Below are 19,726 nucleotides of genomic sequence, written 5' to 3' on the forward strand. Positions count from 1 at the left end.
GTGCGGGGTGTCTGAGCGGGATCTAGAGGGCCGGGGAGGCTGACGTTGGTGGGAGACGTAGCGACGGCAACTATCGGCGTGGTCGCGCTCGTGACACTGCTGTTCTCCCTACTCGTGCTGTACTCAAGCACGCTGCCGGCTGTGAAATGGCGGAGGCTCGTTCTGGAGTCGCTCGCTTGCGCGATTCCAGGTGCTCTGGCCTGGGCATTGATCGTTCCCGCAATGGGGCTGAGCCTGCGTTTTGTCATGATGCCGTCGCTGGGGGCTCTCGGCGCTGTGTGTTGCCTTCTGGTGACGCTCGTGTCCCGAAGCTCAGGGGCGTCACTCGTTCGAAGTATCGCGTATAGCTGTGTGTGGGCAGTCGGCGTCTATGTTCCCATCGCCGTGCGAACGTTTGAGCCCTTCGGAACGACGACGCCGTTGGGATTGAACCCCATCGACCACGGCGGTGCGCTCGTCATGAGTGTTGCGGTTGGGGCGAGCATGCTCGCGGTGCTGGTGGTAGAACGCCACTCGCTCATCAGGGGCGCCCGAATGACGCTCCCGGCGCCAGTCGGGGTCATCGCCCTCGTCGGAGTTGTCCTGTCGTGGCTGCTGTGGCTCGTAGGGGCCGAATTTGCCCTCGACGACGTTGTAGGCCTCATCCTCACAAACGGAGCCGTGAGCGCGGTATTTGGCGTGATCGGCTGGGTAGCGGTGCAGCTGATCAACCATGGAGTGGTTGGGCTGAAGTCACTCGCCGGTGGCGGTGTAAGCGGCTTGATCGCGGTTACCGCAGGTGCGCCGCTGTTCACTCCGGTATCCGCAGCAGTTGCGGGGTTGATCGCCGGTGCCGTGGCCTGTGCCTTTACCGTTCGAAAAGGATCACCCCTGGGCAATCAGCTTCGCTTTCTCGTGAATGCGCATTTGATGGGCGGGAGCATCGGAGTGGTTTCGCTCGGCGTTCTCGCGACCGGGTCGGGATTCTTATTCACCGGTCAGACCTACATCGTCGAGCAGCAGTTTTTGAGCGTTGTTGCCACAGCAAGCTATGCGTTCGTGGTGTCGTCAGTCTTCTGGTGGCTGCTCGGAAGGATCAGGAGCGTTGTCGAGGGCCCCCGGCCGCGTATCCTCTCCTCGCACTGAACGAGTCAGGAGCGTTGCCCCGGCGAGTGCTGCAGGCATCGCGACGACCGCGCCGAAGGGAATAAGGAATACCAGATAGGTAGCAGCCCCGAACCCGACCGCCCGGGCGCGATTGCCGCGAAGGGCGCGGCGCCGAGCAGTGAGATGCAATCCACGAGCCTCAAAGGGGATGTTGCCCAGTTCGACGACGAGAAGCCAGCCGCCGAGCAGCGCGCCAGCGGTAGCAGCAACGATGCTGCCCACCACTGGGATAAAGCCGAGGACGAGAACGAGAATGGCCAACCCGACTGTCGGAATCAGTACGCGAATACCTTCACCGATGCCCCGGCGAAAGTCCTTCCAAAACCCCAGCGGCTGCTGTGCCGGGGGAGCGCCGTAGACCGCATCCACGTGGGCCGAAATTTTGCGGTAGAACGCATCACCCACCATCAACGTCGCGGTTGTGTAGGTGTTGACTACGAGCAGGATGCTGGCGAGCACCACCGCCAAGCCCGCGGCGAACTGAGTCGCGCCCTTTGCAAGCTCGCTCCAGTCGTTGGCGAATGGCGTAATAAATGCGGCCACCGTTTGGATGTTCGCGAACAGAGTCGCGAGCACAGCAATAGCGACAACACCAACAATTGCGGCTGGAACCATTCCCAGGACCATGAGGCGAGGCGCGCTAATCCATGTCCGAAAACCTCGAAACAAAAAACTCGCACCAACGAAGAACTCGCGGATGGCCGACGGGCGTTTCGGCGAAAGCGTAGTCATGTAGCCAAGGCTACTTGGCCAGACAGAGTCGACTCTCCCGCGAGAACAGGCTTGTGAGCTGTTCAGACGTTCTAAATTTCAGTGGGCGATACCGGACTCGAACCGATGACCTCTTCCGTGTGAAGGAAGCGCGCTACCAACTGCGCCAATCGCCCGCAGAGCAATCTTCGCATATCTTGACGACACGCTCGCCGCCGAATTGGAAGTTCACGCACTCTTCGTATACAGTCATCTAGCACGCGAAAACGGGTAACCGAATAGCTTGTAAATGCGGATGTGGCGCAGTGGTAGCGCATAACCTTGCCAAGGTTAGGGTCGCGAGTTCGAATCTCGTCATCCGCTCAAGTGGGAAGTGTCAGCCTCGCTGGCACTTTCCATGTGCGGTGGAGTGGCCGAGAGGCGAGGCAGCGGCCTGCAAAGCCGTATACGCGGGTTCAAATCCCGTCTCCACCTCGTAACGAGTGTTTTACGTAACTAAATAGCATGAGCGATTGGCGCAGCGGTAGCGCGCTTCCCTGACACGGAAGAGGTCGCTGGTTCGATCCCAGTATCGCTCACAGATGAAGCCCCGGTTCGCCGGGGCTTCTGCTTTTAACTCCCTAGCGCGCACGTGTGCGAAAGCCAATGGCCCACGCGAAGTCAGCGTGGCTCCCTCCCCGCGGCATGAGAGTGCGCGACGATAGGGCCATGGGGAAAATCGGGGAACCGTCACGCCAGAGTGAAGCCTTTGTGAAGCTCCTGCTCGACGAAGGACTGGCGACCCGCAGCCAAATTGCTGAAGCCCGCGCAGTCAAAGCACGCTCCGGCGTTCACATCGACCAAACTCTCGCTAGCCGTGGGCACCTCGACGACGCCACGTTGGTGGATGTGATCTCCCGCGTCTGGGGCATTGATCGTGCCACCATGTCTGACGTCGATGGTGACTTCGCTCGCCGGTGGAGCGGGCAGCTGTACATTGCCGAGAACTGGATGCCTCTCCGCGAGTTGCCAGACGGCCGCGCCCTCGTCGCGACCGCTCGGGTTCCGGACGAAGAACGCAGCGAAAGAATCGCTGATGCGCTCGGGCGAGACGTTGTCTTTGTGGCGGCGACATCCGCCCAGATCTGGCACACCATTCTCGATGTCTTTGGGCCGCTGATTGCCGATCAGGCCGCGAATGAATTGTGGAACCGCAATCCGGTGTTGTCGGCGAGAACTGTTGCGTCCCGCGGCCAGAAGATCGGTTTGCTCATACTGCTTATCGTCTTTGTGATCGCTCTGGTGCTCTGGCCGGTAACAACGGTGATCACCCTCATCGCGATCACCAGCCTGGTATTTCTCGCAGGCACAGCCTTCAAGTTCTTTATTTCCTTGCGCGGAGCGCGGTTCGATCTCGTCGAGCGGGTGTCTGCTCGTGAAGTCGAAGCGCTCAATGACGACGACCTGCCGCGCTATACAGTGCTCGTGCCGGTTTTCAAAGAAGCAAACATCGTCGCCCAGCTGGTCAGGAACCTAGGGGATATCGATTGGCCGACTAACCGGCTTGAGGTCTTTGTCTTGATCGAGGAATCTGACGATGAAACACGAGCGGCGTTCGAGGCGAGCTCTCCACCCGATCACTTTCAAATCATCACTATTCCTGCCGGGCACCCGCAGACCAAACCGCGGGCCTGCAACGTTGGTTTGTTCTTCGCAACGGGCGACTACCTAGTTATTTTCGATGCAGAAGACACGCCTGAGCCTGACCAGCTCAAAAAGGCCTATATTTCGTTCCAGCGCGGCGGCGAGAAGACGGTGTGTGTTCAGGCAGCGTTGAACTATTTCAATGCCAGCGAAAACGTGTTGACCCGGATGTTCTCGCTCGAGTACGGCTACTGGTTCGACTACATGTTGTCTGGCCTCGATTCGCTCGATTTACCTATCCCGCTTGGCGGCACTTCGAACCATTTCCGCACCGAGGCTCTCAAGAGCCTCGGGGGATGGGACCCGTACAACGTCACCGAAGACGCCGATTTGGGCATCCGTGCCAGTGCGCTCGGCTATCGCGTCGGCGTCGTGAACTCGGCAACGATGGAAGAGGCCAACAAGTCCATTCCCAATTTCATACGGCAGCGCAGTCGGTGGATCAAGGGCTACATGCAGACCACCCTCGTGCATGCGCGTCGGCCGGTGGCACTCATGCGAGAGATCGGGTTCTGGCGATTCTGTAGCTTCGTCCTGCTTATCGCCGGCACGCCAGCCACCTTCTTAGGGGTGCTGCCGTTCTACGTGCTCACGGTTCTGTCTCTTGTTCTGCCTACAGAATTTGTGGGGCAGTTCTTTCCCGTGTGGTTGCTCTGGGTGTGCTTTCTCAACTTCATCATCGGCAGCTCGATCATGGTGTATTTGTCGATGATGGGGCCCTATAAACGGGGAACATTCGCCCTTGTTCCCTGGGCGCTGCTGAATCCCTTGTATTGGATTTTGCACTCGATTGCGTCCTACAAGGCGCTCTGGCAGCTCATCACGAAACCGCACTACTGGGAGAAGACGGAGCATGGCCTGACAAGCCAGACCAATCATGAGTGAGCCGCTGACGAATACGCGGGCGCTACGTATCGCGACCCGCCCGCCACGCACTCGCCTCGATGTCTGGCCGCGGCGCACTCCTCGACGGTGGATGCTCCGTGGGGTCTTCGCGCTTCCCTATGTCATCTTTGCGCTCGTCGTTTCAGCGCTTGGAGCGACAGACTCGCCCAACGCCACCCTTGTTGCGCGAGCAACCCAGATAGATTGGCAGCGAGCAGACGCTCAATGGCTGGGAGATATTTTCCCGCCTATCAGCACCCTGCTGGCAGCTTTTGTACCTGGTGGGGCGCTGACGCTCTCGATCATCGGAGCGCTGAGCGCCGGAGTCTTCTTGCAGAAGCTCATCGAGATCATGGTGCAGCGGCGCTTCGCGCGATCCACGATCGTGATCCTGATGATGGCGCTCGCGCTCAACCCGCTCTTTTTCTACAACGCGACTCAAAACTATGCTGCGTTCTTGGGGCTTATTCTCTTCGGCCTCGGGATGTCACACATCGTGAGATTTGTGGCGTGGGGTAACACAGAGTCCGGTTTTCGGGTCGGAATCTACTTCATGGTTGCCGTTCTCACCGATGTGACAGCACTCGTTTACGTCACCGCTGCGGCCCTCTCCGCGCCCATCCTTCGCCATCGTCGCGCGGGAGTGTTCGGCGCTCGACGGGCGAATGCGCTCGTCATCCTCTATCCTGCTGCGTCTGCGCTCATTTCCCTCGCCGTGCTCAACGCTCTGTTTCTCGGACGTCCATTTGCCGGGGCAACGCAATCGGCGTTTATCGGATTCGGCGATCGACTCGTTATCGTTGGCCAGTTCTTCAGCACTGTTGAAGGCTTCTTCGTGATCGCACCACTTGTCAGTGCGTGGCTGGTTGCGCTCATCGTTCGCAGGCCGGGCGCGATCATTATTTCGACCCTTGTCTTCGCGGCCTTTATCGTCGGGTTCGCCCTCGGGCTCTTGCCTGACGGCTCGACCGGAAATATTTTCATGGCGATGACACTTCTTGCTATCGCCCTCATTCCTACGGCTCGCAGCGCCCGGGGAACGCTAATGATCTCGCTCGTGGGGGTGCTGCAACTCCTGATTGGGTGGGCTAACGCGCTCACCAGTACGGCACTTGCTCTGTGGGCGAGCCAGATCTTTGGTGGCTAGCGCATTGAGTGACGCGAAGTTGTCGGTATCGCGGCTAAAGTTGTTGTGTGAGTAAGACTGGATTCGACCTATTTACCGACCGCAACGTCGTCGCCATGCGCGTCAACGGTGAGCTGAAAGACCTTGCCTCGACGGTGACCGACACGGATGAGGTCGAGGCGGTCACTATCGACTCGCCTGACGGACTCAACATCCTTCGCCATTCGGCGGCGCACGTCGCGGCACAGGCGGTTCAGACGATCAACCCCGAAGCGAAGCTTGGTATTGGTCCACCCGTGACCGATGGTTTCTACTACGACTTTGACGTCGAGGAGCCGTTCACGCCCGAGGATCTCAAAGCGATCACCAAGGCGATGGATCGCATCATCCGTCAGGGTCAACGTTTTCAGCGTCGTGTTGTGACGGAGGCTGAAGCTCGTGAAGAGCTCGCCAACGAGCCGTACAAGCTCGAACTGATTGGCCTCAAGGGCGCCGTAGCCGAGGGCGATGCTGACGCTGACAATGAGTCAGTCGAGGTCGGCGGCGCCGAGCTCACCATTTATGACAACGTCGACGGCAAGACCGGCGAGGTTTACTGGAAAGACCTGTGCCGCGGGCCGCACCTGCCGAACACTCGCATGATTGGCAACGGTTGGTCGCTCACACGTACCGCCGCCGCATATTGGCGTGGTTCGGAGAAGAACAAGCAGCTTCAGCGTGTGTATGGCACGGCGTGGCCGACCAAAGACGAGCTTCGTGAGTACCAAGCTCGTCAAGAGGAAGCTCTCAAGCGCGACCACCGCAAGCTTGGTGCTGAGCTAGACCTATTCTCTTTTCCAGACGAAATCGGTTCTGGACTCGCTGTCTTCCACCCCAAGGGCGGAATCATCCGTCACGAGATGGAGGACTATTCGCGCCGGCGTCACTTGCAAGAGGGCTACTCGTTCGTTAATACTCCTCACATCACCAAGGCGGCTCTGTTCGAGACCTCCGGTCACTTGGGCTGGTACAAAGACGGCATGTTCCCACCGATGCACCTCGATGAGGGCCGCAACGAAGAGGGCGAGATCACTCGCCAGGGCGCCGATTACTACCTCAAGCCCATGAACTGCCCGATGCACATCCTGATTTACAAGTCGAGCGGACGCTCGTACCGCGATCTTCCGATGCGCCTCTTCGAGTTCGGCACGGTCTACCGCAACGAAAAGTCCGGCGTCATTCACGGCCTCACGCGAGTTCGTGGCCTCACGATGGACGACGCGCACATTTTCACCACGAAGGAGGGGATGAAGGAGGAGCTCACGAACACCCTCAACTTCGTTCTTTCGTTGCTGCGTGACTACGGTCTGACCGACTTCTACCTTGAGTTGTCGACGAAGGATCCAGAGAAGTATGTCGGCGATGACGACGTGTGGGACGAAGCGACGCAGACCCTTGCTGAGGTTGCAGCCGAATCCGGTCTAGAACTTGTTCCTGACCCGGGTGGGGCGGCGTTCTACGGCCCGAAAATTTCGGTTCAGGCTCGAGACGCTATCGGCCGCACGTGGCAAATGTCCACGGTGCAGCTCGACTTCAACCTTCCTGAGCGTTTCGAACTGGAATACACCGCTGCGGATGGTTCACGCCAGCGTCCGGTGATGATCCACCGTGCCCTGTTCGGTTCGATCGAGCGCTTCTTCGGTGTGCTCACTGAGCACTACGCCGGAGCATTCCCGGTCTGGCTGTCGCCGGTCCAGGTTGTTGGCATCCCCGTTGCTGAGGCCTACGAGGAATACTTGGGTGGCGTGATCGATCAGCTCACAGCGCTCGGTGTTCGCGCTGAGCTTGATGCCTCGAGTGAGCGGATGCAAAAGAAGATCCGCACTCACACCAAATCGAAGATTCCGTTCCAGCTCATTGCTGGTGAACAGGATCAGGCTGCGGGTTCAGTGAGCTTCCGTTTCCGTGATGGAACTCAGGAGAATGGCATCCCGATTGCTGATGCCGTCGCGCGCATCACTGAGGCGATCGCGACCCGAGCGCAGGTTTAGTCCGTGCAGGATTACGACGGTTCGGAATTGCCTGCGGGGGAGTCGAGTGCTGACTTCGCTGCGGTTCCCGATGCCTTCCAGCGGCTGTGGACACCGCACCGCATTGCCTACATCATGGATCAGTCGCAGCCTGACAAGGACGACTGCCCCTTCTGCGTTGCGCCGACCCTTGACGACGAGAAAGCGCTGATCGTCGCGCGCGGTGAGCACGCTTTCGTTCTGCTCAACCTCTTCCCCTATAACAGTGGCCACCTCTTGGTGTGTCCCTATCGGCACGTGCCCTTGTACGACGAAGCGACGGATGAGGAGACGGCAGAGATCGCGTCGCTCACTCAGACAGCGATGCGAGTGCTCCGCGAAACGTCGAAGGCTCACGGTTTCAATATCGGGATGAATCAGGGTGCGCTAGCGGGCGCCGGTATCGCTAATCACCTGCATCAGCATGTTGTTCCGCGGTGGGCAACTGACTCGAACTTCTTCCCGATTGTGGCCGGAACGAAGGCCATTCCTCGGCTGCTTGGTGAGGTTCGCGAAGAACTGGCGAAGGCCTGGCCGACGAACCACTGAGTTCAAATTGGCTGCATTCTTTTGAGGGCTCCGGTCTTAGCGTTGTAGCTATGAGCGAGAACACTTCATCCAACGAATCCGGTACGAGCCGCGTTAAGCGCGGACTGGCAGAAATGCTTAAGGGTGGCGTCATCATGGATGTCGTCAACGCTGAGCAGGCAAAGATCGCTGAGGATGCCGGCGCTGTTGCCGTCATGGCCCTCGAGCGCGTTCCTGCCGACATCCGTTCGCAGGGTGGAGTAGCTCGCATGAGTGACCCCGACCTCATCGACGGCATCATTGACGCAGTTTCAATCCCCGTTATGGCCAAGGCCCGAATCGGACACTTCGTTGAAGCTCAGGTTCTTCAGGCGCTCAAGGTCGACTACATCGACGAGTCCGAGGTGCTGAGCCCCGCAGACTACGTCAACCACATCGATAAGTGGAACTTCGACGTTCCCTTCGTCTGTGGCGCAACCAACCTTGGCGAGGCGCTTCGTCGCATCACCGAGGGTGCTGCGATGATCCGATCAAAGGGCGAGGCGGGCACGGGCGACGTTTCTGAGGCGACCAAGCACATCCGCACCATCAAGGGCCAGATCAATGAACTGCGCTCGAAGTCAGCTGACGAACTGTACGTTGCGGCTAAGGAACTTCAGGCCCCCTATGAGCTCGTGCGCGAAATCGCGGAGACGGGAAAGCTTCCCGTTGTACTCTTCACGGCCGGCGGCGTAGCAACTCCCGCCGATGCTGCTCTGATGATGCAACTCGGTGCCGATGGAGTCTTCGTTGGGTCCGGAATCTTCAAGTCGGGCAACCCGGCGCAGCGCGCGGCCGCAATCGTGAAGGCGACGACCTTCTTCGATGACCCGAGCGTTATTGCCGCTGCCTCGCGCGGACTCGGTGAGGCCATGGTTGGCATCAACGTGTCTGACCTTGCTGCTCCCCACCGTCTCTCTGAGCGTGGCTGGTAGTCACACGGTCGATCAGCTCCCTATCGGAGTATTAGCTCTCCAGGGTGACTTCCGTGAGCACCTCGCTGTGCTCGAACTGCTGGGCGAAACCGCAATCGCGGTCAAGACTGCTCAGCAGCTTGAGCATATTGCTGGACTCATCATTCCCGGCGGAGAGTCGAGCGTGATCGACAAGCTCTCTCGTCTCTATGGGCTGTATGACCCGATACGCGAAGCGATTGCGGGCGGACTTCCGGTCTATGGCACGTGTGCGGGGCTGATCATGCTGGCAGATACTGTGCTCGATTCGATCGACGGGCAACGGTCTTTTGGTGGGCTGGATGTCGTGGTGCGCCGTAACGCGTTCGGGTCACAGACTGACTCCTTCGAGACGGACATCCATGTGCCGGAGTTGGGTGACGTGCCCGTTCACGCCATCTTCATTCGGGCTCCTGTTGTCGAATCCGTTGGCGCGAGCGCGCGAGCAATCGCAACGCTTGACGATGGGCGGATTGTGGCTGTCGAACAGGGAAACCTTCTCGGTACCTCCTTTCATCCGGAGATCACGGGAGATACCCGTTTTCACGAGTACTTCGTTTCTCGCGTGCGCGCTAAGCCATAGTTCCTGCATCATGGGGGAATGCAACTGTACGCAGACCTTCCCGCCCGCAGAGCTCGCCAGATTACGGCCGATGTGTTCTCGCTAGCATTCATTGTTCTCTGGATTGTGATCGGCAGTTGGGTTTACCAACTCATTGCAGCGTTCCAAGAGCTCGGCGCTCAGATGCAGGATGCCGGGGCAGGCTTCCGGTCGACGATGGTCGAGCTGGGAGACACCCTCGGCGCTGTTCCGCTGATTGGATCGGGCATCCGCGCTCCTTTCGATGGGGCGAGTGATGCCGGGGCTGCGCTAGAGGCGGCAGGGCGGAGTCAGCAGGAGACGGTTCTGGCTGCGGCTACTCTGGTTGGCGTCTTCATCGCTGTGGTTCCGGTTGTGCTGATACTGCTCGTGTGGTTGTTGCCACGAATCCGATTTGCTGTGCGAGCGGATGAGGCCAAGAAACTTCTCGCAACGCCGGGCGGCACCAATTTGCTCGCGCTTCGCGCACTGGCTTCTCAGAATTTGACCGCGTTGTCTCAGGTTTCCGCTGATCCGGCTGCCGAGTGGAGGGCAGGGAACGCCACCACTGTCGCCCGGCTCGCCCAGCTTCAATTGAACGATGTCGGTGTGCGCACGAGGCTTGATCAGGCCTAGCGCGGGGATTCGCGCACGCGGGACCTCGCGAGGCCAGATAGAATAGCCGTCATGTCAGGGCATTCTAAATGGGCAACTACCAAGCACAAGAAGGCGATTACTGATTCTCGCCGCGCGAAGTCATTCGCGAAATTGATCAAGAATATCGAGGTCGCCGCCAAGATTGGCGGAGCGGACCTTGCGGGCAACCCGACTCTTGTCGACGCCATCCAAAAGGCTAAAAAAACGTCGGTTCCCAATGACAACATCGATCGTGCGGTCAAGCGTGGCTCCGGCCAGCTTGGCGACGCCATCGAGTACCTCAACATCATGTACGAGGGCTACGGTCCCAACGGCGTTGCTCTCCTGGTTGAATGTCTTACCGACAACAAGAACCGCGCGGCAGCCGATGTTCGCACGATCATGAGCCGCAACGGTGGCTCGTTGGCCGATCCCGGCAGCGTTGCGTACAACTTTGAACGCAAGGGCGTCATCTCGATCACCAAGACTGAGGGCGTCACCGAAGACGACATTCTCATGGCAGTGCTCGACGCTGGTGCTGAAGAAGTCATGAACCATGGCGAAGGCTTCGAGGTCATCACCGATACAGCTCACCTGGTTGAGTCGCGCAACGCGCTTCAAGAGGCTGGCATCGACTATGACGCCTCGGAAGCCGAGTTCGTTCCGAACGTCAAGGTCGAAGTCGACGCCGATACTGCCCGCAAGGTTTTCAAGCTGATCGATGCGCTTGAAGAGTCCGACGACGTTCAGAACATCTACTCCAACTTTGACATCACGCCTGAGGTTCAAGCCGAGCTTGACGAGGACTAGTCGATGACGCTGCGTGTGATCGGGATCGATCCCGGGCTCACGCGGTGCGGCATCGGTGTGGTCGATGTTGCGCCCAATCGTCGTGCGACTTTGGTGTACGTCGGTGTAGTCCGCACTCCGCCAGCAATGGCATTGGAAGAGCGGTTGCGCGAGATTGGTGACGGTATTGACGCCATCATTGCCGAGTTCGCTCCACAGCAGCTCGCGCTTGAGCGAGTCTTCGCCCAAAACAATGTGAGCACGGTGATGGGCACGGCCCAGGCCAGTGGCGTCGCGATGTATGTCGCCGCACGTCACGGCATCCCGGTGACGTTGCATACACCTACCGAAGTGAAGCTTGCCATTACGGGCTATGGCGGTGCGGAGAAGAAGCAAGTGGGTGCCATGGTGGCGCGCGTGCTCGGTCTCGCTGAAGCACCCAAGCCAGCGGATGCCGCTGATGCGTGTGCGTTGGCGATCTGTGGTGCCTGGAAGAGCGGCCCCGGATTCACAGCAGCACCCGTTGCAGCACGAAGCGGAGCGGCAGGCGCACCAGCGGAATCGTCACGCTCAACCGGGCTCACCCCTGCTCAGGAGGCGTGGCGGTCAGCAGAGAAGTCAGCGGGTGCTCGTAGGCTGAACCTATGATTTCTTCGCTTCGTGGCACCGTTCTCGCCGCGGTCGGAACTTCGCTGGTTGTTGAGGTCGGGGGAGTCGGCCTGAGTGTGAGCGTGACTCCCGAACATGCCCTGTCCGTGCGGGTGGGCGCTGAAGCCCAACTCAATACAGCGCTGATTGTGCGGGAAGACGATCTAGCGCTCTATGGTTTCCGCACCACCGACGAGTTAGACGTGTTCAACTTATTGCGCGGCGTCACCGGTGTGGGGCCGAAGAGCGCGATGGGTGTTCTCGCCGCTCTGACCCCTGACGATGTCGCGCGAGCTGTCGCTGAAGAAAACGACTCCGCGTTCCGCAAGGTATCGGGTATCGGCCCCAAGACTGCCAAGCTCATCGTGTTGAACCTTGCCGGCAAGCTCATTGTTTCTGCGCATCGGCCCACCGCTGCAGCACCGCGCTCTACGTCTGTGTCCGAACAAGTGTCATTGGCCCTTCAAGGCTTGGGCTGGGCCGAGAAGCTCGCTCAACCCGCAGCTGAAGGCGCGGTTCAGGATGCCGACGAGTCGGAGCAGAGTGATGTGCAGGCGATTCTGCGCCGCGCCCTGCTGCTTGTTGGCTCGCAGACCGGCAAGGCGGGTCTCTGATGGCGGAGAACGATGACGTCGTGACTTCAGGCGTCGAGTCGGATGCCGAACTTGCGTTCGAGGGTGCCCTCCGTCCGAAATCTCTCGACGAGTTTGTCGGCCAGACGAAGGTTCGCGGTCAGCTGCAGTTGCTCTTGCGGGCGGCAGCGATGCAGAATCGCACGGCTGACCACATTCTTCTTGCCGGTCCTCCCGGGCTCGGCAAGACCACGTTGGCCATGATCGTCGCTCACGAGAGCGATCGCCCGTTGCGCATGTCAAGTGGCCCAGCTATTCAACATGCTGGTGACTTGGCGGCGGTACTGTCGTCGTTGCTTCCCGGCGAAGTACTGTTCATTGACGAGATCCACCGCATGGCACGCTCCGCAGAGGAGATGCTGTACCTCGCGATGGAAGACTTCCGCATCGACATCATGGTGGGCAAGGGAGCGGGAGCGACATCCATCCCGCTCGATATCGCGCCCTTTACTCTGGTCGGTGCCACGACGCGTTCGGGCCTTTTGCCGAACCCGTTGCGCGACCGTTTCGGTTTTACAGCCCACCTCGAGTTTTATGACGAGGGCGAACTTGAGCGAGTGCTGGCTCGAGCTGCGACGATGTTGGAGCTGGATATCGACAAAGAGGCGATTGCAGAGATCGCCGGGCGCTGTCGCGGCACACCTCGAATCGCCAATCGTTTGCTACGCCGGGTTCGCGACTACGCGCTTGTTAACGGTATTCCTGCCAGCACGGATGCGGTCCGTGCGGCGCTCGAACTCTACGACGTTGACGAACGTGGTCTCGATCGCCTTGACCGCGCCGTCATGCACACGGTCCTCAGCCGTTTCGACGGGGGACCAGTCGGTCTCAGCACGTTGGCTGTCTCTGTCGGTGAAGAAGCGGAGACAGTCGAATCCGTTGTCGAGCCATTCCTCGTTCGGATCGGCTTGTTGTCTCGCACCCCGCGAGGCCGAGTGGCAACGCGCGCGGCGTGGGAACATTTTGGAATGGCTGACAGGAATTCGTCGCTGTTCAGCGATGAACTATAGTTTTACTGGCTTAACACGCGCATCAGCTTGAGCGCCAGGCCCACAGACCACCGAAAGGTACCTCATGGATCCTCTTTCTATTGCGATGCTCGCCATCCTCGGCGTGCTCATCTTCTTCATGTTCCGCAACAGCCGTAAGCGCAAAGCTCAGATGGAAGAACTGCGTGAGCAGATGATTCCTGGCGTCGAGGTCATGACCAACTTCGGTCTCTTCGGAACTCTCATCACGATGGACACTGTCAAGAACGAAGCTGAGATCGAAATCAGCAAGGGCGTTATCGTCAAGGTCCACAGCCAGACTCTTGCGAAGGTTGTCGCTGAAGACGCCGTCGAAGATGGTTCACCTCGTTCGGTTGAAGAAGCGATGGAAATCGCTAACCGCGAAGCAGCAGAGCGCGAAGCCGCTGGCGAAGCTGCTGTGTCCGAGACTGACCCGGAGTTCGGCGAGCTTTCCGACTCTAAAGACGACAAGTCGTCTAAGTAGAAGAACGAGTTCCAGTAACCCACTAGTGTTGAGAGTCGTCCTCCCCGGGGGCGACTGTCCAACGGCGTGCGATCCTGCACTGCTCTGTCAAGAAAGCTGAGTCAAATAGGTGGCAAGAACAACCCCTGTGAAAAACGCGTGGCGAGCCATCGTCTGGCTCACAGCACTCACGGTGGGGCTCGCCGTTTTGATCGGTGCTGGCTCCATGTTCGGTGCGGCCTCCTGGGCCCCGAAACTTGCGCTTGACCTTGAGGGCGGAACGCAAATCGTTCTCGCTCCTCAGCTCGAGAGTGGTCAGACGGTCACTGGCGAGCAGCTGACACAGGCTGTGTCGATCATTCGTGATCGGGTCGATGCCAGTGGTGTTGCCGAGGCAGAGGTCACCACTCAAGGTGCTAGCAACGTAGTGGTCTCGATCCCAGGCGTTCCTGACGAAGAGACGCTGAAGCGCATCCAATCGTCGGCAAAGCTCGAGTTCCGTCCGGTTCTGTACACGGATGTTGCGGCAACGTCGACGGCGACCGAAACTCCGGAGCCTACCGACACCGCTACACCTGATGGTGAAACTGCGACGCCGACTCCTGAGCCGACGCTCGCGACGACCCCAACGGCAGCACCTACCGATGCCAGCGACCTCAATTGGATTACTGAGGCGTTGTTCGATGAATTCACTAACTTTGACTGCGCTTCGCTGGATAACTTCAGCGTCGCGCCGGCGGGCGAAGCCCTCATCACGTGTGATTCCGATGGGCTGTACAAGTACATCCTCGGCCCGGTCGAAGTCGAAGGAAGCACGATCACCGACGCCTCGAGCGGACTTGTCACGAGCTCGCAGGGCATCAGCACTGGCCAGTGGGGCGTCTTCCCGACGTTCAACGCTGAAGGAACTGCGGATGTCGCTGAAATGACGACTCGCCTCTTCGGTTTCGATGAGACCGACCCGCGCAACCGGTTCGGCATCGTTCTCGATGGTCAAGTGATATCGGCCCCGACTACGCAGGGTGTCATCACCGGTGGAAACCCGCAGATTTCGGGCAGCTTCACTCAAGAGACTGCTGAGATTCTGGCTGACCAGCTCAAGTTCGGTGCACTGCCGATCGGGTTCGAAGTTCAGAGCAGCGAGAATATTTCCGCAACTCTGGGTAGCAACCAGTTGAACTCCGGATTGATCGCTGGGCTAATCGGTCTTCTGCTCGTTGTTATCTACTCACTCTTCCAATATCGACTTCTCGGTTTGGTGACGGTTGCATCGCTTATTGTCGCCGGCGTACTCACGTACTTGGTCATCGCGTACCTGTCGTGGCGTCATGGCTATCGCCTCTCACTCGCTGGCGTTGCGGGTCTCATCGTGGCTATTGGTTTCACAGCGGACTCGTTCATCGTCTACTTCGAGCGGATTCGCGATGAGCTCCGTGACGGACGTTCACTCACTGGTGCGGTAGAGGCCGGCTGGAAGCGCGCATTGCGCACGATCTTTGCCGCCAAGGCTGTCAACCTGCTCTCTGCGGTTGTGCTCTTCGTTCTTGCCGTGGGCAACGTTCGAGGCTTCGCACTCACGCTGGGAATTACGACGGTAATTGACGTACTCGTTGTGGTGCTGTTCACCCACCCGGTTCTTCAATTGCTCGCAACCACCCGGTTCTTCTCGAGTGGTCACCGTTTGAGCGGACTCGACCCCAATGCGCTCGGTGCGATCTATCGCGGACGAGCACAGTTCCGCACTCCGGCCCCCTCGAAGAACAAGACAGGCGCAAGCCGCGAAGCTGCGCGTCGACAGACTATTGCTGAACGTAAAGCTGCTGAGCTGGCAGGTACTGCCTCTGATGCCAGTTCAGATGGAAAGGACTCCTGATGGCTAGCTTCTCTAAGTTCGGCAACGACCTCTACACCGGCGACGTATCGATCAACTTCATCGGCCGCCGCAAAGTTTGGTACACGCTGGCCGCGGTATTGCTCGCCGTTTCCATCGTCGTACCGGCGCTGCGTGGCGGATATGTCTTCGGCATCGAGTTCACCGGTGGATCACAGTTCCAAATTGACTCGGTTGAGCAGCTTTCGGACCCAGATGTTAACGCTGAGGCCCAGACGCTGGCCACAGACACTGTTATCGATGTTGTAGCGGAAGCTGATCCCAAGGTCACCGTCGTCGGGACGAACTCGCTCCGTATTCAGACGGAGCAGCTTGAGACCGACGAGTCCAACGCCGTGCGTGACGCTCTTGCTAACGCGTTCGATGTCGAAAATGACCTAGTGGCGGCATCCTTCGTTGGCCCCTCGTGGGGCGCCGACATCACGAGTTCAGCCCTTCGTGCACTCATCGTCTTCATCGCCCTCGCCGCGATCATGATGGCAATTTACTTCCGAACCTGGAAGATGTCGATCGCCGCAATGATCGCATTGCTCCACGACATCGTGATCACCGCTGGTGTATACGGAGTCTTCGGTTTCGAAATCACTCCATCGGCGGTGATCGGATTCCTGACGATCCTAGGTTTCTCGCTGTATGACACCGTCGTTGTGTTCGACAAGATTCGAGAGAATACGTCGGAAGACGGCTCTGAATCGCGTCGCACGTTCGCGGAATCAGTGAACCTCGCGGTGAACCAGACTCTCGTTCGTTCGATCAATACCGGTGTCGTCGCGGCTCTGCCCGTCGCTGCCATCCTGTTCATCGGTGCTTACGTGCTTGGCGCAGGAACACTGCGCGACATCGCTCTGGCGTTGTTCATCGGTATTGTCGTCGGCACATATTCCACGATCTTTATCGCTGCTCCGCTCTATGCCCAGTTCCGCCAGAACGAGCCAGCGATCCTTAGCCGCACCAAGCGACTGACCGCTGCCCGCGCTGCAGACAAGGGCGGCAAGTAGCCACTGTGGGCGCACGAACGGTTGTTCGCGCGCAAGCAAAAGCGCTGGTTTGTTGTGGTCGTGAACTTCTTGCTCTCGAACGCGTCCTAGAATCGATCTAGGAGGGAGCGGAATGAGCGATTCGCAGCAGTCATCAGCTTCTTTTCGCGCGCTCCTTCCGCGTCTGTTTTCGCGAGCTCAACCGGCGGGTTCGGTCGAGAAGCTTCTGCGCACCGTCAAGGCGAGTCACCCCAAGGCAAACCTTGCTCTGATCGAGCGCGCGTATGCCGCAGCATTTCGGGCGCACGACGGCCAGAAGCGCAAGAGCGGTGAGCCGTACATCACTCACCCGATTGCCGTTGCGCAGATTCTTGCGGAGCTCGGCATCGGTGAGAAGACGATTGCCGCGGCGCTGCTGCATGACACGGTAGAAGACACCGCCTATTCTCTCGACGAGCTTCGCCTCGAGTTCGGCGATGAGATCGCCATGCTCGTCGACGGCGTCACCAAGCTCGACAAGGTGAAATACGGCGACAGCGCTCAGGCGGAAACTGTTCGCAAGATGATCGTCGCGATGTCGAAAGACATTCGCGTGCTGGTAATCAAGCTTGCTGACCGCCTCCACAACGCCCGTACGTGGGGCTTTGTTCCTCGGGAGTCTGCCTCGCGCAAGGCGCAGGAGACCCTGGAGATTTACGCTCCTCTCGCCCACAGGCTCGGTATTCAGGCGATGAAGACCGAGCTTGAAGATCTGTCGTTCGCGGTGTTGCACCCGAAGATCTATGTCGAGATCGAAAGCCTGGTCTCAAAGCGAACCCCGCAACGTGACGAATTTGTCAAGCAGGTTATCGCGTCGGTGAAAGACGACCTCAGAACGTCGCGGATCAAGGGAACCGTCGCCGGCAGGCCCAAGCAGTATTACTCGATCTATCAGAAGATGATTCTGCGGGGTCGGGAGTTCGACGAGATTTATGATCTGGTCGGTATTCGCGTGCTCGTAAACTCGGTACGCGATTGCTACGCCGTGCTCGGATCGATCCACGCTCGCTGGAATCCGATTCCTGGTCGCTTCAAGGATTACATCGCAACTCCCAAGTTCAACCTGTATCAGTCACTTCACACCACAGTCATCGGACCTGATGGTCGTGCCGTCGAGATCCAGATTCGAACGAACGAGATGCACCACCGTGCTGAGTTTGGTGTTGCTGCACACTGGAAGTACAAGGACCGTGCCGCTGGTAAGGCGATTGAGTCAGGCCCAGCAGACAATGACATGGCGTGGTTAGCCCACATCACTGACTGGCAGGCAGAGACCTCTGATCCCAGTGAGTTCCTCGAGTCGCTGCGCTTCGAAATTGGCGCGAAAGAGGTGTACGTCTTCACTCCTCAGGGCAAGGTAATCGGCCTGCCTGCTGGCGCTACCCCTGTCGACTTTGCCTACGCAGTGCATACGGAAATCGGTCACCGCACCATGGGCGCCAAGGTCAATGCCCGTCTGGTTCCGCTTGAGACGGTACTCAACAGCGGGGACTCCGTCGAAGTCTTCACATCGAAGAGTCCGGATGCGGCACCGAGCCAGGACTGGCTTGGGTTCGTCAAGAGCACGCGAGCGCGCAACAAGATCCGTGCCTGGTTCACAAAAGAACGCCGAGACGAGGCCATCGAGCAGGGCAAAGATGCCATTGCTCGAGCGATGCGCAAGCAGAACATGCCCCTTCAAAAGCTCATGAGCCAAGAGTCTTTTGCCGAGCTTGCTGCGAACATGCGCTACGAAGACGTATCCGCGCTCTATGCGGCTGTTGGCGAAGGGCACATTTCCACTCAGTCAGTGATTGAGAAGCTTGTTGGATCTCTGAGCGCTGGAACCGAAGAAGACGACGGCGAGCTCACCTTCCCCGCTGCGGGCAAATTGCGTCCCTACAAGCATTCAGACTCAGGCATCCTAGTGCGAGGCGCGCCGGATATTCTGGTGAAGCTTGCACGCTGCTGTACTCCCGTTCCCGGCGATGACGTCGTCGGCTTCGTTACTCGTGGAGCTGGCGTTTCGGTTCACCGCGCTGATTGCAAGAACGTGCAGTCGCTTCTCGATGAGCCCGAGCGCATGATCGAAGTGGAGTGGGCTCCTACGTCTAAGAGCTTGTTCCTCGTTCAAATCCAGGTTGAAGCTCTCGACCGTGCTGGACTGCTCTCTGACATCACCAAGGTGCTCAGTGAGACCCATGTCAACATACTTTCGGCTACCGTCAACACGTCGACTGCGCGCCTCGCGATTAGCAAGTTTGTTTTTGAGATGGGCGACACGACTCACCTCGACCGTGTGCTCAACGCCGTACGGCGCGTAGACGCTGTCTACGACGTCTATCGGGTCAATAGCGGCTAGCTGGCAGAGGTGAGCGCTGCGGGAGACTGTAGCGCTGCTAAGCGCGCGAGGGCGATTCGCTTTTGTGGCAAGTTTCGGCGCGCGTTGAGCGAATCGACGCACTGACCGTAGTCGAGTTTGCCCTCGGCCATGAGCACTCTGACTGCAGCCTCTTCTCGGGCTCCAAATGGTTCGCTAAAGCGGACGAGGTCAAAAACTGTGCGCAATCGAGACGTGACGCTAACGCCCGACACCGTGTCGATGTCATCATCGGTGATGACGACCTCCCGGAGCACCGCATTCAGGCTTGGATGTGGTCGCGTTCGGGCGCCAATGGCTACGCACAACTGGTGGCGAGCCGGGGGATTGAGGGCAGCGCCCCACACCCAGGCGGCTGTCATCCGTTCGGCAATTATGCGGGCATCCAAGACGACGCCGAGTGCACGGGCGCGTAAATGAATGGTGTCGAATTCATCGATCGGGCAGAAGCACTGGTCAAGAGCGAACAGTTCACCGTCGAGTGCGGCGCATTGGAGTTCCGCTAGCGGCAAATCGATCGCGCTGAGCACTGGGGGGAGTCGTGGTGTCATGCGTCTATCGTGCGGTCGCGAGCAACCGCACG

Annotated in this window: 18 protein-coding genes and 4 tRNA genes; 19 read left to right on the forward strand and 3 right to left on the reverse strand. The window is 58.9% G+C overall.

Features of this window, described 5'->3' with window-relative positions:
- Window positions 1-48: 48 nt before the first annotated feature.
- A complete protein-coding gene (locus tag I6E51_RS07755; protein ID WP_307783867.1) occupies window positions 49-1,125 on the forward strand; it encodes an ammonium transporter in 1,077 nt (358 codons plus the stop codon).
- On the opposite strand, the gene I6E51_RS07760 is transcribed toward I6E51_RS07755, so the two are convergent.
- Window positions 1,048-1,878 carry an EI24 domain-containing protein gene (locus I6E51_RS07760; protein ID WP_197109894.1) on the reverse strand — a complete coding sequence of 277 codons (831 nt, stop codon included), beginning with the start codon at window positions 1,876-1,878 and terminating at the stop codon, window positions 1,048-1,050. The genes I6E51_RS07755 and I6E51_RS07760 overlap by 78 nt on opposite strands.
- Before the next feature lie 82 nt (window positions 1,879-1,960).
- A tRNA-Val gene (locus I6E51_RS07765) sits at window positions 1,961-2,033 on the reverse strand.
- Between the two features lie 115 nt (window positions 2,034-2,148).
- Between I6E51_RS07765 and I6E51_RS07770 the strand changes: the two genes are divergently transcribed.
- The 18 genes from I6E51_RS07770 (at window position 2,149) to I6E51_RS07855 (ending at window position 19,125) form a co-directional block, all read left to right on the forward strand.
- Window positions 2,149-2,220 (forward strand) — tRNA-Gly (locus tag I6E51_RS07770).
- Window positions 2,221-2,260: 40 nt separating this feature from the next.
- A tRNA-Cys gene (locus tag I6E51_RS07775) sits at window positions 2,261-2,331 on the forward strand.
- Window positions 2,332-2,363: 32 nt separating this feature from the next.
- A tRNA-Val gene (locus tag I6E51_RS07780) sits at window positions 2,364-2,435 on the forward strand.
- Window positions 2,436-2,565: 130 nt separating this feature from the next.
- The gene (locus tag I6E51_RS07785; RefSeq protein WP_231599688.1) at window positions 2,566-4,425 is read left to right on the forward strand and encodes a glycosyltransferase; all 1,860 of its coding nucleotides are present in this window, start codon (window positions 2,566-2,568) and stop codon (window positions 4,423-4,425) included.
- Window positions 4,418-5,572: a hypothetical protein gene (locus tag I6E51_RS07790; protein WP_197109895.1), complete on the forward strand. Its 1,155-nt coding sequence runs from the start codon at window positions 4,418-4,420 to the stop codon at window positions 5,570-5,572. Before I6E51_RS07785 ends, I6E51_RS07790 begins: the two co-directional genes overlap by 8 nt.
- Window positions 5,573-5,667: 95 nt before the next feature.
- Window positions 5,668-7,581, forward strand: a complete 1,914-nt coding sequence (gene thrS / locus I6E51_RS07795) for a threonine--tRNA ligase (protein ID WP_231599966.1) — start codon at window positions 5,668-5,670, stop codon at window positions 7,579-7,581.
- Window positions 7,582-7,584: 3 nt separating this feature from the next.
- Window positions 7,585-8,148, forward strand: coding sequence for an HIT domain-containing protein (locus I6E51_RS07800; RefSeq protein WP_197105724.1), 564 nt, complete (start codon window positions 7,585-7,587; stop codon window positions 8,146-8,148).
- A 50-nt stretch (window positions 8,149-8,198) separates the two neighbouring features.
- Entirely contained in the window at window positions 8,199-9,101 is a 903-nt protein-coding gene (gene pdxS / locus I6E51_RS07805; RefSeq protein ID WP_197109896.1) for a pyridoxal 5'-phosphate synthase lyase subunit PdxS, read from the forward strand.
- On the forward strand, window positions 9,091-9,702 hold the full coding sequence (gene pdxT, locus I6E51_RS07810) for a pyridoxal 5'-phosphate synthase glutaminase subunit PdxT (protein WP_307783868.1): 612 nt from the start codon (window positions 9,091-9,093) through the stop codon (window positions 9,700-9,702). Before pdxS ends, pdxT begins: the two co-directional genes overlap by 11 nt.
- 18 nt (window positions 9,703-9,720) lie before the next feature.
- Window positions 9,721-10,335 carry a hypothetical protein gene (locus I6E51_RS07815; protein WP_197109898.1) on the forward strand — a complete coding sequence of 205 codons (615 nt, stop codon included), beginning with the start codon at window positions 9,721-9,723 and terminating at the stop codon, window positions 10,333-10,335.
- 51 nt (window positions 10,336-10,386) lie between these two features.
- On the forward strand, window positions 10,387-11,145 hold the full coding sequence (locus tag I6E51_RS07820; RefSeq protein ID WP_197109899.1) for a YebC/PmpR family DNA-binding transcriptional regulator: 759 nt from the start codon (window positions 10,387-10,389) through the stop codon (window positions 11,143-11,145).
- Window positions 11,146-11,148: 3 nt separating this feature from the next.
- Entirely contained in the window at window positions 11,149-11,772 is a 624-nt protein-coding gene (gene ruvC, locus I6E51_RS07825) for a crossover junction endodeoxyribonuclease RuvC (RefSeq protein WP_197105719.1), read from the forward strand.
- A complete protein-coding gene (ruvA, locus tag I6E51_RS07830; RefSeq protein ID WP_197105718.1) occupies window positions 11,769-12,386 on the forward strand; it encodes a Holliday junction branch migration protein RuvA in 618 nt (205 codons plus the stop codon). The genes ruvC and ruvA overlap by 4 nt, the downstream gene beginning before the upstream one ends.
- Window positions 12,386-13,414, forward strand: coding sequence for a Holliday junction branch migration DNA helicase RuvB (ruvB, locus tag I6E51_RS07835; RefSeq protein ID WP_197105717.1), 1,029 nt, complete (start codon window positions 12,386-12,388; stop codon window positions 13,412-13,414). Before ruvA ends, ruvB begins: the two co-directional genes overlap by 1 nt.
- Window positions 13,415-13,478: 64 nt before the next feature.
- Complete coding sequence (yajC, locus tag I6E51_RS07840) at window positions 13,479-13,898, forward strand: preprotein translocase subunit YajC (RefSeq protein WP_197105716.1); 420 nt, start codon at window positions 13,479-13,481, stop codon at window positions 13,896-13,898.
- A gap of 109 nt (window positions 13,899-14,007) precedes the next feature.
- A complete protein-coding gene (secD, locus tag I6E51_RS07845) occupies window positions 14,008-15,750 on the forward strand; it encodes a protein translocase subunit SecD (RefSeq protein ID WP_197105715.1) in 1,743 nt (580 codons plus the stop codon).
- The gene (gene secF / locus I6E51_RS07850; RefSeq protein WP_197105714.1) at window positions 15,750-16,766 is read left to right on the forward strand and encodes a protein translocase subunit SecF; all 1,017 of its coding nucleotides are present in this window, start codon (window positions 15,750-15,752) and stop codon (window positions 16,764-16,766) included. Before secD ends, secF begins: the two co-directional genes overlap by 1 nt.
- A 112-nt stretch (window positions 16,767-16,878) precedes the next feature.
- Window positions 16,879-19,125 carry a bifunctional (p)ppGpp synthetase/guanosine-3',5'-bis(diphosphate) 3'-pyrophosphohydrolase gene (locus tag I6E51_RS07855; RefSeq protein WP_197105713.1) on the forward strand — a complete coding sequence of 749 codons (2,247 nt, stop codon included), beginning with the start codon at window positions 16,879-16,881 and terminating at the stop codon, window positions 19,123-19,125.
- Here the strand turns inward: I6E51_RS07855 and I6E51_RS07860 are convergent.
- On the reverse strand, window positions 19,122-19,694 hold the full coding sequence (locus I6E51_RS07860) for a hypothetical protein (RefSeq protein ID WP_197109900.1): 573 nt from the start codon (window positions 19,692-19,694) through the stop codon (window positions 19,122-19,124). The two genes, I6E51_RS07855 and I6E51_RS07860, sit on opposite strands and share 4 nt — an antisense overlap.
- Window positions 19,695-19,726 lie beyond the last annotated feature (32 nt).

Origin of the sequence: Salinibacterium sp. NSLL17 (assembly GCF_015864935.1) — a bacterium.
In the GTDB taxonomy this organism is placed as follows: domain Bacteria; phylum Actinomycetota; class Actinomycetes; order Actinomycetales; family Microbacteriaceae; genus Rhodoglobus.

Excerpts from the sequence above, each read along its gene's own strand:
- I6E51_RS07815 (WP_197109898.1), top strand. The coding sequence starts at position 9,721 with ATGCAACTGTACGCAGACCTTCCCGCCCGCAGAGCTCGCCAGATTACG.
- I6E51_RS07790 (WP_197109895.1), top strand. The coding sequence starts at position 4,418 with ATGAGTGAGCCGCTGACGAATACGCGGGCGCTACGTATCGCGACCCGC.
- secF (WP_197105714.1), top strand. The coding sequence starts at position 15,750 with ATGGCTAGCTTCTCTAAGTTCGGCAACGACCTCTACACCGGCGACGTA.
- ruvC (WP_197105719.1), top strand. The coding sequence starts at position 11,149 with ATGACGCTGCGTGTGATCGGGATCGATCCCGGGCTCACGCGGTGCGGC.
- ruvA (WP_197105718.1), top strand. The coding sequence starts at position 11,769 with ATGATTTCTTCGCTTCGTGGCACCGTTCTCGCCGCGGTCGGAACTTCG.
- I6E51_RS07760 (WP_197109894.1), bottom strand. The coding sequence starts at position 1,878 with ATGACTACGCTTTCGCCGAAACGCCCGTCGGCCATCCGCGAGTTCTTC.
- yajC (WP_197105716.1), top strand. The coding sequence starts at position 13,479 with ATGGATCCTCTTTCTATTGCGATGCTCGCCATCCTCGGCGTGCTCATC.
- I6E51_RS07785 (WP_231599688.1), top strand. The coding sequence starts at position 2,566 with ATGGGGAAAATCGGGGAACCGTCACGCCAGAGTGAAGCCTTTGTGAAG.
- I6E51_RS07820 (WP_197109899.1), top strand. The coding sequence starts at position 10,387 with ATGTCAGGGCATTCTAAATGGGCAACTACCAAGCACAAGAAGGCGATT.
- I6E51_RS07855 (WP_197105713.1), top strand. The coding sequence starts at position 16,879 with ATGAGCGATTCGCAGCAGTCATCAGCTTCTTTTCGCGCGCTCCTTCCG.
- pdxS (WP_197109896.1), top strand. The coding sequence starts at position 8,199 with ATGAGCGAGAACACTTCATCCAACGAATCCGGTACGAGCCGCGTTAAG.
- I6E51_RS07860 (WP_197109900.1), bottom strand. The coding sequence starts at position 19,694 with ATGACACCACGACTCCCCCCAGTGCTCAGCGCGATCGATTTGCCGCTA.
- thrS (WP_231599966.1), top strand. The coding sequence starts at position 5,668 with ATGCGCGTCAACGGTGAGCTGAAAGACCTTGCCTCGACGGTGACCGAC.
- ruvB (WP_197105717.1), top strand. The coding sequence starts at position 12,386 with ATGGCGGAGAACGATGACGTCGTGACTTCAGGCGTCGAGTCGGATGCC.